12 protein-coding genes are annotated in these 14,637 nt (G+C 44.0%); 9 read left to right on the forward strand and 3 right to left on the reverse strand.

Features of this window, described 5'->3' with window-relative positions:
- Positions 1–9 precede the first annotated feature (9 nt).
- Entirely contained in the window at positions 10–645 is a 636-nt protein-coding gene (locus NST40_RS15680) for a TetR/AcrR family transcriptional regulator (protein ID WP_341086700.1), read from the reverse strand.
- An 80-nt stretch (positions 646–725) separates the two neighbouring features.
- On the opposite strand from NST40_RS15680, the gene NST40_RS15685 reads away from it, so the two are divergent.
- The 5 genes from NST40_RS15685 (at position 726) to cydC (ending at position 9,138) form a co-directional block, all read left to right on the forward strand.
- A complete protein-coding gene (locus tag NST40_RS15685) occupies positions 726–2,573 on the forward strand; it encodes a hypothetical protein (RefSeq protein WP_342409688.1) in 1,848 nt (615 codons plus the stop codon).
- Positions 2,574–3,123: 550 nt separating this feature from the next.
- Positions 3,124–4,488: a cytochrome ubiquinol oxidase subunit I gene (locus tag NST40_RS15690; protein WP_342409689.1), complete on the forward strand. Its 1,365-nt coding sequence runs from the start codon at positions 3,124–3,126 to the stop codon at positions 4,486–4,488.
- Entirely contained in the window at positions 4,485–5,501 is a 1,017-nt protein-coding gene (locus tag NST40_RS15695; RefSeq protein WP_076126522.1) for a cytochrome d ubiquinol oxidase subunit II, read from the forward strand. Before NST40_RS15690 ends, NST40_RS15695 begins: the two co-directional genes overlap by 4 nt.
- A 68-nt stretch (positions 5,502–5,569) precedes the next feature.
- Positions 5,570–7,414 carry a thiol reductant ABC exporter subunit CydD gene (cydD, locus tag NST40_RS15700; protein ID WP_076277359.1) on the forward strand — a complete coding sequence of 615 codons (1,845 nt, stop codon included), beginning with the start codon at positions 5,570–5,572 and terminating at the stop codon, positions 7,412–7,414.
- Positions 7,411–9,138 (forward strand): thiol reductant ABC exporter subunit CydC, encoded by a 1,728-nt coding sequence (gene cydC / locus NST40_RS15705; protein WP_342409690.1) that lies wholly within the window; start codon positions 7,411–7,413, stop codon positions 9,136–9,138. Before cydD ends, cydC begins: the two co-directional genes overlap by 4 nt.
- A 149-nt stretch (positions 9,139–9,287) precedes the next feature.
- On the opposite strand, the gene NST40_RS15710 is transcribed toward cydC, so the two are convergent.
- Positions 9,288–9,779, reverse strand: a complete 492-nt coding sequence (locus NST40_RS15710) for a DUF1036 domain-containing protein (RefSeq protein ID WP_076277361.1) — start codon at positions 9,777–9,779, stop codon at positions 9,288–9,290.
- Positions 9,780–10,051: 272 nt separating this feature from the next.
- Here NST40_RS15710 and NST40_RS15715 point away from each other — a divergent pair, with 272 nt between their 5' ends.
- Together NST40_RS15715 and NST40_RS15720 are read left to right on the forward strand one after the other, a co-directional pair.
- On the forward strand, positions 10,052–10,645 hold the full coding sequence (locus NST40_RS15715; RefSeq protein WP_076277362.1) for an RNA polymerase sigma factor: 594 nt from the start codon (positions 10,052–10,054) through the stop codon (positions 10,643–10,645).
- Positions 10,646–10,730: 85 nt separating this feature from the next.
- Positions 10,731–11,555 (forward strand): hypothetical protein, encoded by an 825-nt coding sequence (locus NST40_RS15720; RefSeq protein WP_076277363.1) that lies wholly within the window; start codon positions 10,731–10,733, stop codon positions 11,553–11,555.
- Positions 11,556–11,755: 200 nt separating this feature from the next.
- On the opposite strand, the gene NST40_RS15725 is transcribed toward NST40_RS15720, so the two are convergent.
- Positions 11,756–12,778 carry an MBL fold metallo-hydrolase gene (locus NST40_RS15725; protein ID WP_342409691.1) on the reverse strand — a complete coding sequence of 341 codons (1,023 nt, stop codon included), beginning with the start codon at positions 12,776–12,778 and terminating at the stop codon, positions 11,756–11,758.
- Between the two features lie 156 nt (positions 12,779–12,934).
- On the opposite strand from NST40_RS15725, the gene NST40_RS15730 reads away from it, so the two are divergent.
- Positions 12,935–13,963: a fumarylacetoacetate hydrolase family protein gene (locus NST40_RS15730; RefSeq protein WP_342409692.1), complete on the forward strand. Its 1,029-nt coding sequence runs from the start codon at positions 12,935–12,937 to the stop codon at positions 13,961–13,963.
- A gap of 72 nt (positions 13,964–14,035) precedes the next feature.
- Positions 14,036–14,617, forward strand: coding sequence for a TetR/AcrR family transcriptional regulator (locus NST40_RS15735; RefSeq protein WP_076277366.1), 582 nt, complete (start codon positions 14,036–14,038; stop codon positions 14,615–14,617).
- Positions 14,618–14,637 lie beyond the last annotated feature (20 nt).

The following is a 14,637-nucleotide window of genomic DNA, read 5'->3' on the forward strand; positions in this document are numbered from 1 at the left end:
TTTTAAACCTTATTCCTGGGACATTGGAGTATGGTATACCTCAAGACAAATTTTGGTCATTTCGTCAATGGATTTTGCAAAGTCTGATTGTATCCATTTAAGGAGAACATTATAGAGGGCCCCCGCTTTAAAGTATATTCGGTACACATTCTCGTCGCTTTTGTCATGAGCAGTAGAAAGCATCATTTCATTCAAGCAATCCAGAATTACATGATCAAACTTTGCACTCTGAAGTGCTTTGTAGATGTTCCGCTGCTGAAAAATAACTTCAAAAAGCACTTTGATAAATTTTTGAGGTTCTTTAGCTTTGCCTGTTAATTCATTGGTGTAAGGTAAGAGTTTTTGATTAATTTCGAAAATAAGCGAATCGACCAAATCCACCAGGATCTCTTGCTTGGAGGAATAGTTGTTGTAATAGGCTGTTCGAGAAACCCCTGCGCGCTTCACAATATCGGTGATGGTGATTTTGTCAAAAGGCTGTTCCTGGATCAAGAAGACTAATGCCGTACAGATGGCTTCTCTTGTCAAACGGTTGGTTTCTTTATTGGAACGATGCTGAGAGGTATTTGGACTGTATAATTCATGATTTGAGATGACATTTCCCCTCCATTTGTACATTCTGATGTTCGTTTCATTGTTTTTCATGAGTATTTTCAATATGCTAAAACCATAAGGCATTACAAATGTAATGTCAAAATAATCGTTAGTTAAAATGGGAGGGCGTCATGTTAGAAATCTTATATAGACGATTGTCAGTGGTGCTGCTTTTGATCCTAGCACTATGTGCTACGGTATTCATTGGCGAAGAAACGGTAATCTCAATCGTGACCATCATCTTTTTATTAGCAGAATTAGGCATCTCTTTTTTACTATTAAAGAAGCGTGAGAAGTTACATGTAGTATTTATTAGTGCGATGGTGGCAGAAGGGTTATTCTTAATCACAAGAAATTTTTGGCTGCTTGCGCTTTCTATCCTCTTGCTGATCATAGCGGGCATATGGAGAGGACTCTTGGGGCAAAAGGTAAGCAGAAGAGTTACTCCGTTTCTAGTGGTTCGTAAAGTGTTATTCAGCATTGCTGCACTTATCGTTACTGCACTTTGGGGTATTGGAGTCTATGCAAAACCTATTACAACACCTGTAGCATTAGCTGCTGATACGACAGTGACGATCGATGAACGCAAATTGGATTCTGCAGCAGTGATGCTCAAAGATATTGAAGTAATGAATTCTTTTGGAAGCCGTACAACCGGCTCTGAGGGTCACAATCAGTTTATTGCTTGGCTGGAGCAACAGGTAACGGATATGGGGCTGCAAGTATTTCGTGATCGCTATACTTTTGACCGATGGGAAGAAAAGAACAGTGCTTTAATGATTGATCAGCAGGCAATTCATGTCTCTTCAGCTTTTCCCTATTCCGGGGAAACTGACGAAAAAGGTGTAACTGGGGAGCTGGTGTATACGAAGCGTGGTGAATATGGCCAGGCCAGCGGAAAAATTGCTGTCATTGAAATTGAGAATTTCAGAAATTTTCCAAGTGGGATCGTTATGAATATGCGGGATTCATCACCAAAGGACAACCAAATTGCCCCAAATGAAGGCGATCTGGTCCTCACTACAGCATTAAAAGAAGCTAAATTGGAGCAAGCGAAGGAAATGGGCGTAAAAGCTGTTGTTTTAGTCTGGAAAGGGGTATCTGACGATAAGGTTGAAGAGCAATATGTGCCTTTTACCACCGATTATGCTGGAATCCCTGCGATTTGGGTTAATGAAACGGAAGGGAAAAAGGTGATCAGCGCAGCTCAGGAGCATAAAGAAGGTACGGTTATTTTAGAAGCGGAAATACAAAAAGATGCCCCAACAGAATCCTTTTATGTGAAAATTGACGGTAAGAATAAAGACGAAGCAATTATCGTTAATACCCATACGGATGGGATAAATGTAGTGGAGGAGAATGGCGCTGTGGGCATGCTGTCTATGATTCGTTACTTACAGCAGGAGCAGCCGGAACGTACGATGATATTTGCTTTTGTGACAGGGCATTTTAGATTGTCGGAGTTCAAAGGGTCCTCTCAGGCGACTTCTACCTGGATGGAGGGGCATCGAGAGCTGTGGGATGGCAAGAATGGCCATTTAAAAGCTGTAGCTGGAATTACGGTTGAGCATTTAGGCAGCATGGAGTGGAAGGACGATGATACGGGTCATTATAGACCAACTGGAAAAATAAGTACAGAATATACCTATGCGGGCAATGAAATGATGGCGGCCATTTGGCTGAAGGCTATTGAAAAGACAGATAGCACACGTACTGTATTATTGCGTGGACATAACAAGTTTGAGTTTGGAGAGAGTCAGCCCTTATTTGAAGCAGGGATACCGGTGATTGGTTTCATTCCAATGCCCGACTATCTGCTCGTGGATAGTGACAACAGAGAGATGGACAAATTTGATGCAAAGCTAATGCATACGCAAATTGTATCGTTGCTGAAAGCGGTCAAGCTAGTGGACGGAACGGAGGCGACTAAGCTTGGGAAATCAGATGGGTATTCTTTTTTCTACGGCCGTACTAAATGATAGTGACAGATCAAGATTTGTCATGACGAAGATGACATTAGCTTTAATTCAAAAAACACTGATGATTTGAGTCAGTGTTTTTTTGTTGCAAAAGGGGGATACATTACGGCTCAAAATGAGAAGATATCATTTTTTTGCCAGCATCGAAGTAGGAGGGAACTTGTGACATCACATATACACTAATCAATCAATAGCTCCTTCGGGTACTTTTTGTGTTATTCACTGAGTTGTCAGAAAGATTTGACCCTTTCTTGAACGTTTAGGGATTAAGAGATATCTGTGATTGAATTACTTGCAATTTAAGATAAGATGATTTTAATTATTAGGTCACATTATAATTTTGACTGCTCAGTATCAGGTAAATCGGGCTCGCCAACTCTTGCTTTGTGAATTTTTTCTCTTTTTACATAGCAAAGAACGATGAACGTCATACTAAAACGAACAGGCAACGATGTCGCTGAACCTTGCTAAACCTGATATTGAATGCAGCCAACAGTTAGCAGGCCTAATCATAGAAAAATGAACAGTGTTTTGAAGGGAGCATTAAAGAATGGCAATTGATACGGTGCTATGGAGCAGGCTGGTGACAGGCTTGACTCTCGGGTTCCACGTTATTTTTGCGACGATTGGCGTCGGTATACCGCTAATGATCGCTATAGCAGAGTTTATCGGGATTCGGAAGAAGGACCCCCATTATACACTTATGGCAAAGCGGTGGTCTCGAGGATTTGTCATTTCTGTGGCGGTTGGTGTCGTGACCGGTACAGCGATTTCACTACAGCTGGCCCTGGTATGGCCGAATTTTATGAAACTGGCTGGGAATGTCATTGCACTTCCGTTATTCATGGAGGTGTTCGCGTTCTTCTTTGAAGCTATCTTCTTGGGCATTTATTTGTATACGTGGGGTCGGTTCAAAAATCCGTATATCCATTGGCTGCTGACGATACCGATTGTCGCCGGGGCAGGCATGTCTGCCGTTTTTATTACGACGGTGAACGGATTCATGAACCAACCTGAAGGCTTTGTCATGGAAGCAGGCCAATTCACAGCGATTAACCCGGTGCAAGCGATGCTGAATACGGCGACGTTCTCCAAAGTGTTCCATGTATTAAGCTCGGCCTATTTGACAGGAGCTGCCTTGTTAGCCGGGATTGCAGCCTTCGCGATGCTGAGAAAAGGTGTGTCCGCATACCACAAAAAATCTTTAAATCTCATGATGGCGGTCGTTTTACTATTCGGTTTGCTGAACACGTTAGCCGGTGATGTGTCTGCCAAGTTTTTGGCCGAGCATCAGCCAGAGAAGCTTGCAGCGGCAGAGTGGCATTTTGAGACGAGCAGCAGTGTGGATTTGGTACTATTGGGATGGCTGAATGCAGAGCATGAAGTTCTAGGGGCTCTTCATCTGCCGAAGCTGCTCAGCTTCCTGGCCTTTGGAGACTTTAATGCAGAGGTGACGGGGCTCGAGAAATTCCCCAAGGAAGAATGGCCACCGCTTCTCGTTCATTATCTGTTTGATTTAATGGTCGGAATTGGATTTACTCTGCTCGCGATTTCGTTTCTATATTTTCTGTTTGTGTTCTGGAAAAAGCGTAATGAGCTTAACAAGTGGATGCTTCGCATCATCGCACTGAGCGCCCCTCTCGCTTTTCTGGCTGTTGAGCTGGGATGGTTTTATGCAGAGATTGGCCGACAGCCGTGGATTATCCGTGGATATATGCGTGTTGAGGAGGCTGCCACGTCTTCACCGAATGTAAGAATTATATTCTTCGCCTTATTGCTCTTGTACATCGTACTCGGCAGTATGTGTGTAATCGTGCTGAGACGCTTGTTCAACAATAATCCGGCAGAAGCTGAGATGGAGAAATGGATGAAGGATCATCCTAATCAATTTACGGAAAAGGGGGGCACTGAATGATGAGTTACGAATTGATTGGCATCTCGGTGCTCTGGCTGTTTTTGTACGGCTATTTAATTATAGCTTCCATTGATTTCGGAGCGGGCTTCTTCGCCTTTTATGCACGTTTAACAAAGCAGGATCATCTCATTAATCGTCTGATTTCCCGATATTTATCACCCGTATGGGAGATTACAAATGTATTTTTTATCTTTTTCTATATTGGCATCGTCGGTTTTTTTCCGGACACAGCCTATTATTATGGCTCCGCGTTACTTGTTCCGGGAAGCATTGCAGTGATTCTTCTTGCGATTCGCGGTTCATTCTATGCTTTTGAAAATTACGGTTCCAAGAAAAACATAGTATATCTTTTTTTGTACGGAGCTACAGGTTTGCTTATTCCAGCATCGTTGTCAGTGGCGCTAACTTTGTCTGAAGGCGGCTTTATCGTGAAGCAGGGGGAGACGGTTTCTCTGGATTACTGGGCGCTGTTTACCAATCCGTTATCGTGGAGTATCGTTGGACTGGCAATCGTGTCCGTTTTGTTCATTAGCGGCTCATTTCTGACATTTTACGCTTCTCGGGCGGAGGATCATTCCGCGTTGAAGCTGATGCGCAACTACGCCCTGTTTTGGAGCACACCGACGATAATCCTCGCACTGACAGCATTTATCTATTTGGGTCAACACAATGAGCGGCATTTTCAAAATATGATGGATTTATGGTGGCTGCTGGCACTTTCCGTTGCTTTCTTCATGATCGCGATGTGGCTATTATATAACGGACGCCGTTACGGATTAGCTTTTATATGCGTCATGTTGCAGTTTTTCTGTGCCTTTTTTGCTTATGGGATTGGGCAATACCCTTATATTCTTGATCCGTATATCACGATTCAGAGCAGTGCAACTTCACCGGCAATGGGCTTAGCGTTAGTTATTGTGTTTATCGGCGGTCTATGCCTGTTGATCCCATCCCTTATTCTGGTCTTCAAACTCTTCCTGTTTGATGCGGATTATGTTAAAGGGAAAAAATAAAGCTGATTAATCCATTACGCTATGTTTGAGGTTTTCCTACAAGCCTATAGATAAAGGAGGTGTGATCTGTGAAGAGGAAACCCAGTCTGATTTCTCAACAAATGTCTTCACAAAGGAAAAACATGGCTCTCCTCGCAATCATTTCACTAGCGCTTGGTATAGCTATTGTGAGTCAGGCTGGACTGCTTGCTGAAGCAGTCCAACGGATTTTTGTCGAGAAAGCTTCATTTTCATCGGTTATCCTGTTGCTTGGCATACTTCTAGCTGTTATGGCTGTGCGCACACTGTTGTCTTATGGAAACGGTATAGTTGGCTTACATATGGCTGCCACTGCTAAGACAAATATGCGCGCTGCCGTGCTGCAAAACTTGACTCATGCCTCCATGCCTTCAACCCTTCGTGGACAGACGGGAGGAAAGGTCAGTGTTGCTCTGGATGCTGTGGATGAGGCCGATAGTTATTTCAGTCAATACATGCCGCGTATGATGGAAGCTGCTATCATCCCGGTTCTGATTTTGGTCGTTACATTTATCCAACATGCCAACACAGGTTTCATTCTATTGTTTACTGCTCCGTTCATCCCGCTGTTCATGATTTTGGTAGGGCTGAAAACGAAGAACAAATCCGAAGAAAAATATGCGCAACTGGCTGAGTTCTCAGGGACGTTTCTGGATTCTCTTCAAGGACTGGTGACATTGAAAATATTTGGACGGGCTTACCGTCAGCAACAGGAGATCGAGCGCAGTAGCTTGGGTTATCGTGATGCCACAATGGGCATTTTGAAGATTGCGTTTACGAATACCTTCATGCTGGAATCGATCGTAATGCTTAGCATTGGCATTGTCGCTCTTGAACTGGCCATCCAGTTGCTCGTTTTCAAAGCTATGACCTTCCACACCGCCTTTCTCGTTTTGCTGCTCGTTCCCGAGTTTTACAACCTGTTAAAGAATACGGGAACGGCCTTTCACAGTGGCCGGACAAGTATGGGTGCGGTTCGTAAGGTGGAACAGATGCTTGAGGAAACGGCAGGGGGGAGCAGGGACGCTAATGGCATTGAAGGCGCATTAACAACCGATGGAATCGACGAGATCGACAGCATGGATAAGGTCGGTGATAGGACCGACAGAATAAGCAAATTGGAACTCACCCATTCTGGAGACCTTTTAATACCGCCGTCCATCGTAATTGACCAACTCCGGTTTCAGTATGCTCCAGATTCTTTCGAGCTTAAGACGGGGCGGATCCAGCTTAGTCCAGGAGAACACATTGCCATTGTTGGTAAAAGCGGTTCCGGCAAAACGACTTTGCTACATCTCATTGCCGGTCTGCTGAAACCAGAATCGGGAACGCTTCTGGTGAATGGAAGTCCACTCTCGCAATACGATGAAACCGAATGGTTCGAACATGTTAGCTACATTACACAGCATCCGTATATTTTTGCAGGCACATTTTCTGAAAATATTGCGATTGGTGCTCGTAGAAGCATCTCCAGAGCAGAAATTGAGCGGGCGGGGGAAGAAGCAGGACTCGCTGCGCTTACAGCCCAATTAGAGCATGGATTTGATACCTTTGTTGGTGAAGGAGGCCGGGGACTGTCTGGTGGGGAAAAGCAACGGCTTGCCTTAGCACGCGCTTTTTTGAAGCGTCCTGCTATCATTTTGTTTGATGAACCCACAGTTGGACTGGATTTGCACACCGAGCGGGTACTGCAACGCTCCATAGCCAAACTGGCAAAAACGGCTACAATGATTACGGTAGCTCACCGATTATATACGATTCAACAAGCCGACAAGATTTTGTTTATGGACAATGGAGTGTTGGTGGACTCGGGACGACATGACGAGCTTCTGGAGCGCCTGCCTCAGTATGCCGAGATGATTGATGTAGAGCGGAAAGGGGGGATATCCTCATGAATGAACTGGCTGTTCTGTCAAAGGCGATGATTCAGGAGCGCAAGGATATCATTCTTTCGATTTTGGGTGGATTTATCGCCGGCATAGCCGGTGTGGCACTCTTTTCTGCGAGCGGATATCTGATTTCGCAAACGGTATTTGCGCCACCGCTTTATACTTTAATTGTACTCACCTCCATGGTCAAACTGCTGGGTCTGCTTCGGGCGGCGAGTCGTTATGGAGAACGCTTGTATTCTCACCGGGCAACATTCTCCATGCTTAGCCGTTTACGTACATCCTTTTTTGCCAAGCTTATTCCTTTAACGCCTGGTATATTGAACAAAAATCGAAGCGGGGATCTGCTTGCGCGGATCGTTGGGGATGTGGAAAGTTTGCAAAATTATTTTTTGCGAGTCGCTTATCCTCCGATCATGGTCGTCATGGTGTTTTTGGCTACGGTGCTGTTTACTTCTACCTTTTCGATCTGGATTGCCGTTTTGTTTGTAATAGGTATGCTGGTAACGGCATTCGTTGTACCGGGAATTGTGTTACTCGGGCAGCGGAGAATACATGAACGCGTTCGTGAGCAGAGGGCGCAGCTGTCCACGGAAGTTACCGAAGTGTTGTACGGTTTCCGGGATTTAAAAGTATATGGTCAATTGGCACAACGGGAGGAGCATCTCCAGCATGCTTCCGCTGTATTGGCAGCTGAGCAGCAACGAGCAGCCGGGCAACTGCTGCGCGGGCAGTCGATGCACACTTTTGTTACGTTTTTCGTTTCCTGGGGAGTGCTTACGCTTGGCGCCTATTTAATTATGGAAGGAGCGCTTGCAGGCGTTTTTCTTGCCATGCTGGTCATGGCATCACAAACCGTATTTGAAGAAGCGGCGGCTATGGCCACATTACCCGCGTATAAAGAGGATAGCGAACACGCAGCCAAACGACTGACGGAAACAGTTCAGACCTTTGATGAGCAGTCTTCGCAGCCAGGTGGCACCTTGTCTGTTGATCATGCCGTTACGATGGAGCTATCCGATGTTACGTTTCAATATGAAGGGGAGTGGAGACCGGCGCTCAGGGATGTATCCCTGCACATTTTACCTGGTTCCAAAACGGCGATTGTCGGGCCGAGTGGATCAGGAAAATCAACGATTATCGAATTGCTGCTCAAGCTGCGAACACCAACGTCCGGTGATATACGGTTAAACGGCATTTCGGTGAAGGAACTGGATGAAACGAGCATTTGGCAAACGGCTACTGTAGTGTTTCAGCAAAGTCATTTCTTCCGGGGAACGATCCGGGACAACCTGCTGCTGAATGGAGAAGAACATGCAGACGAACAATTGTTGGATGTGCTAGCAAAAATGCAGCTGCCCGATACATCGTTGACCGATATGGTGTATGAAAAAGGGGAGAATCTGTCAGACGGCGAGAAGCAGAGGTTGGCTCTGGCGCGATCGATGCTCCGCAAAGGACGGGTATGGCTCCTGGACGAACCCACTTCATCGCTGGATTATGTGACAGAGCATCATGTTTTGAAGCATCTCTACGCACAGGCGGCTAATGATACGCTTCTCCTGATTTGTCATCGGCTAACCGGATTGGAAGAGATGGACCAGATTGTGGTCATGGACCAAGGCAGGGTTGTCGAAACGGGGTCCTATTCGGAGTTGATGGGGCAAAAAGGCTATTTTTATGAGATGAAACAAATCGAACAGCAAATGATCGGAGAAGTTGAGGACTGATGATTTAGTGACCTGACTTCCCTAAACTTCATCTCCTGAAACTATCTCACTTAAAAAAATCAGAAGTAACCCGCAGGAAACAGTTCTACAGGTTGCTTCTGATAAATTCTAAAAACTATACCCTCGCCTTGTTTTCAAAGTAACCTATTCTATAAGCCTCGCAAAGGTCTAATAACCCTACCGATTTTACCCACCTTACCGGGTAACTTTCTTATGCTCGATCTATCCAATTTGAATTTCAGAGATCCTTTTTTTGACAATATAGCATTTCTTAATTTTGATGAATTATTGGTTCTATTCGTAAAAGTTAAAGTATAATTCTGAGAATTCCCAACTTTGAGTTCACGGAAACCTACCCTGTTACAGCCTGTGCCCTGGCATCTTTCTATCCAACACATGTTGAAGACTGCATTAGGAATATACGTGTAGAAATTACCGCTCCACGTATTTCCGGAATTGTCATACGCGTAATAATAGTAACTTTGATTTGCGGATGATCCAGTTACTATAAGTGAACTTCTGCCTGGGACTAATCGGTACCAACCCTTTTTAACATAAGTGGTAGGGCTACAAGTCGGATCATAGTGAGCAATAGCAAGCCAAATATAGTTAGAGGTATTATTTTGTACATAAAGACTCATTTATATCACTCCATTCAATAGATTTAAACACAATGTTAATATATGTAAAAATATATAGAAGTGAAATAGACAGATAGAGCGTTAAAAAAAGATAGACTGTACAAGGGAAACGTAATTATTAAATCAAGCGGACTGCACTAATCTGATAGGTGGTTTACGGAAAAGGATCGTACAAGCTCCTTGCGAAGCTCGATTTAGATTGTAATGATTTTTATTGCAGTCACATTTTAGGTTGAGCTCTTCGTTGTATAGAGTGAAAGGGGGGAGACAGCTTGAATGATACAGAGTTAAATCAGATCATTGCAGATGTGTTGGATGGGAACACAGAACAATTCGAGAAAATCATGGAGATTTATCAAAAGCCGATTTTTCTCTACTGTTATCACATGCTGGGCAATTATGCCGAAGCCGAGGAAAACGCACAGGAGGTATTTTTGAAGACCTTCCGCACCTTGAAAAAATATACCCAATATCAGATGGATTTTGGCGCCTGGGTATACAAGATTGCCTACCATCAATGTATCGACATCCTCCGTAAGCGAAAGTTGGTGAAATATTTGCCTTTCTTTTACCAAGATGAGAAAGAAAATAATGAAGTCGATTTGCATATTGAAGCCAACTATTTTGATGAATCCGTACATCAGGCCATGGCAAAATTATCGGCGGAAGAGCGTAATTTGTTAATCTTACGTTGTGTCGAGGATAAAAGCTATCAGGAGATTGGATTGATTCTCGGTAAAAACAGCGCCAGCCTTCGTAAAAGGTACGAACGTACATCTGCAAAATTTCGAAAGTATTACGCTCAAGTGAAGGGAGTGGGAGTGTATGAATATGGACAGGGATCGGGATTTGAAAAAACTGTTTGATGACGCGCGCATTCCCGACGCCGACTTGACAGGAAAAGTAATGAGAATAATACATGCTAAGCCAAAAGAAAAGGAGAGGTTTTTTATGAAATATAAAGTTGTTCTGACTGCGTGTGTAGGGATGATGTTAATGGCCTCCACGGGTTATGCGGCAGTTCAATATCATTCTTTGACCAATAAGGATGGCAAAGTCGTATATGAAACGAAATCGACGAAAGATTACGAAAAAACAGAATCGAAAGATGAGGCAGCGCGGTTCAAGGCATTTTTTGAACTGATGGAAAAGGTGCTTAAGAACGGGGAAGCTGGGCTGTTCTATATGGTTGCCAATAACCCGAATCATCAAACAGATCTTGGAACAAAGTTGACGATCTTCCATGATCCATCTCAATTGCGCGATAAGATTACGGATAAATCCATTAAGATCGCAGACAACATCAATGGAAATTATACATTCCAAAAGGCGGACGTAATCTTTAAAAATGCTCAGGAAGTGAATCCTCCTTCTTCGGAAGAAAAAAAGAAAATGGCAGAAAAGCTGAGAAGGCAGGCGGAAGAATCCAATCAGGGATATGCCATGATGCCGGTTGAAATGACAGATCAGTTTTTCCTTCTCTTTGCTACGTATCAAAATGGCGAAGATAAAATCGGGGTTGATATCACTAATCTGAGTGGAAAGAGCGATCCTACAATGTATATTGACGAGAAGGTTGAATTTAAGCAGGAGAAGGTTCAAGTGAAGGGAGTAGAAATGCTGCATACAGAATTTGCTCCTTCGCAGACGCACGAGCTGAAATGGGTATATGAGAGCCCAGACAAAAAGGTGAAATACGCCTATACTTTACGGGGTGACCTAAATAAAGTAAGCAAAGAAACCCTAATGAAACTTGCCGAAGGCTATTTGGAATAATAAATACAACAACAACGGGAATCTCCTCCCATCCAATTGGGGGGATTCCCCTCTAGTAAACCATAGTCCTTCTTCATTTTTTATCATAATCGTTTCTAAGCACCGATTTTAATTCCATGGAACAATGCAAAAGAACGGCCGCTGTTCGCATCATTTGCGATGGGCCGTTTTTTTGTTTTTCATAGGTTAGCTGTAAATTGCTATTCTTGCCAAACACTCATAGGGTCCCATGGCTTGATCTGATTGTCATATTTTCCAGCCAAAAAAGCTTTCATGTCTTCCAGCTTAGCAGGCACCTCGTTCCAAACTGGAAGGGGTGGTAACCCTCGTTTGCTTTTCAATAGGATATCCACTGTAACATACAAGCGTTCTGGCTGAATCCAATGAAGGAAGCGGGAAATATCCATTTGCTTGGTCAGAGACAAGGAATCGATTTCATCATTGTAATGCTTGTTGAACTCGCTGATCAGGTTCAAGAGGTAGTCTCTCTGCTCCTTTACGAAATCCAAGCCGCAAATGGCGCCATGCCCTGGAACAACGATTTCGGGTTTAATTTCATCAATAATGCGATCAAGCACTTTAACCCAATTGAGGGTTCCCTCTTCGCTGTATGCCGTACAACCATTAAATACGACATCGCCAGCGAACAGCACTTTTTCTTTTGGCATCCACAACAGTAAGTCACTATCAGAGTGGGCTGGAGCTACGTTGTAAATCATAACTTCCGTATCGCCAAGACGGATGTTGATATCGTCTTTTATCTCAATATTCGGGAGCACCCATTCTACGCCTTCCAGGTCAAATCCTTCAAATTCCGCTGCAAAAAACCGCTCGCCCGGAGTCGATTCCGGAGAATTCTTTCCTCTTCTAATGACGCTGTCCATCCAAGCGATATTTTCGGTGAGACGCTCTCTGGAGGCTTCCTTGTGCATAATAATACAAGCATCTTCAAACACTTTGTTTCCCCAGGCATGGTCGCTGTTATAGTGCGAGTTCACCACATATGCGGGAGAGCCGCCGTTGCTTACTTCCATAAAAGCCTCCCGCATTTCCCGCGCATGGAACAAATCGAAGAACGTGTCATACACCAGCCCTTCACCCTTGTTGATGAACCCGGCATTGGCCCAACTGATCCCGCGATACGGCGAAATACCGGCAAAGACGCCATCTGCGACTTCAATAAATTTAACGCGAGGTTTTTGGATAATACGTCCATACTTCATAAAAATTCTCCTTTACGTATATGTTTTTGGGGTAAAGCATGCCTTTATTATAGAGAGTGGAAAACATAAATGCAAGCATGTACTTGCATGCATTTATGCTGTACGATATGATAGTAACAGAACAACATCACACTACATGTATGGAGGCGCTGCAACATGAAGCTAGTAACCTTTCAAACCAAAATATCCCAGGAACCTTTGTTTGGGCTTGTAATTAACGAGAAATTTGTCGTGTCTTTTGCCGCAATCATGAAAAAGCAGGGAACATTCGTTGACAGTCTTGAAAGTATGGACAGCTATCTTCATTATTTGCCGGCAAGTTATGATGCCGCTAAGGAATTGATGCAATACGCTGTCGAACAGTCGCATCAATTTAATGAAAATGAAATCTGCCCGATTGTAGCGGTAAAACTGCTGCCGCCAGTTCCAAATCCGGCTGCGCTTATCGATTTCGGGCTGACGCCAAGACATCTGAGAAATGCTGGCGTAAATCTGCTGCAAAGAGAATATACAGGGCCGGAAAGAGAAGAGCTTAAACAAAAAATCGCTGAAAAATTCCAGCAAGATCCGAATAAAGTAACTTTCAGTTATTACAAATGTAACCATAATGCATTAATTGGCGATGGAGATACAATTCATTGGCCTTCGTACTCTTCCTACCTGGATATTGAGCCGGAGCTGGCCTTTGTTACAGGGATGGAGAACTGCATTGCAGGTTATGTTATTTTTAATGACAGTACTGTCCGTGATGTGCAATGGCCGGATTTCCAGGGGCTGACCGGACCGACGCGCTGCAAAGATTTTGATCGCAGCAAAGGCATAGGGCCATTTCTGGTTACGCCGGATGAAATCGACAATCCGCTGGTACTGGATGTGAATGTATGCATCGGGGAGAGACTGCACTGGAAGGGGAGCACATCCGAGTATTCTGCACACCCTGCAAAAGTGATGGAGGAGGTTCTCAAAGTTTTCACGCCGCTCCCGGGCACGATTATAGGAATGGGGACGATACCGGATTGCTGCGCAATCGAGACCGAAGAATGGCTGTTGCCCTCTGACCGAATCCAGATTACATTTGATAAATTAGGCACGCTCACGCAATTGGTGCCTGATCATGTCAAGATTACGGAACCAAGCCGCTGGGAAAAAGAAGCGATTTGCCTTAAAAAACGTTTATCAAAATGATGAACCCCGACCCTGCTGCATATGCAGAACTTGTAGTAGAATAGGATTAACATATGCAAAAGGAGAAATACAATGCAAACTTCAGACAGAATCATTGAAGCCGCGACACAACTCATCAAAAAGAATGGCTATAGGGGAGTAAGCACCAAAGCCATTGCAACGGAAGCTAAAGTCAATGAATCTACGATTTTTCGGCAATTTGGAAGCAAGCAAGGCATATTGGAAGCCATCATTGAAAGACATTCGGATATTCCGCAATTTGAGAAGCTGTTAAAAGAGGAAGCGACCGATAATCCGGAAGTCGATCTGCTGAATGTAAGTCAGCAGTACCGTTTGTTTTTCCATAAAAATGCGGACATCATTTTGATTGGCATCCGCGACAAAGGAATGCTTCCCGAATTAGACAGAATGCTCGCCGATCCGCCGGCAAAGCTTCACTCCTTGCTGGTTGAATATTTTGAACGCTTGCAGAAGAAAAAAGTTATCGCCAGACAGGATGAGCGTCTTGTCGCAATGTCTTTTCTCTCGATGTGCTACGGATTTCAGATGAGTGAGCTGATTCACCGGCAATATCAATCCCAACTCGTCACCGAGGAAGAGTTCTACAAGCATAGTGTCTCATTGTTTGTTAAAGGAATTTTGACTCAGTCATAAGCATTATTGATTTATCCCAT

The organism is Paenibacillus sp. FSL R10-2778 (assembly GCF_038593035.1).
Lineage (GTDB): Bacteria > Bacillota > Bacilli > Paenibacillales > Paenibacillaceae > Paenibacillus_AQ > Paenibacillus_AQ odorifer.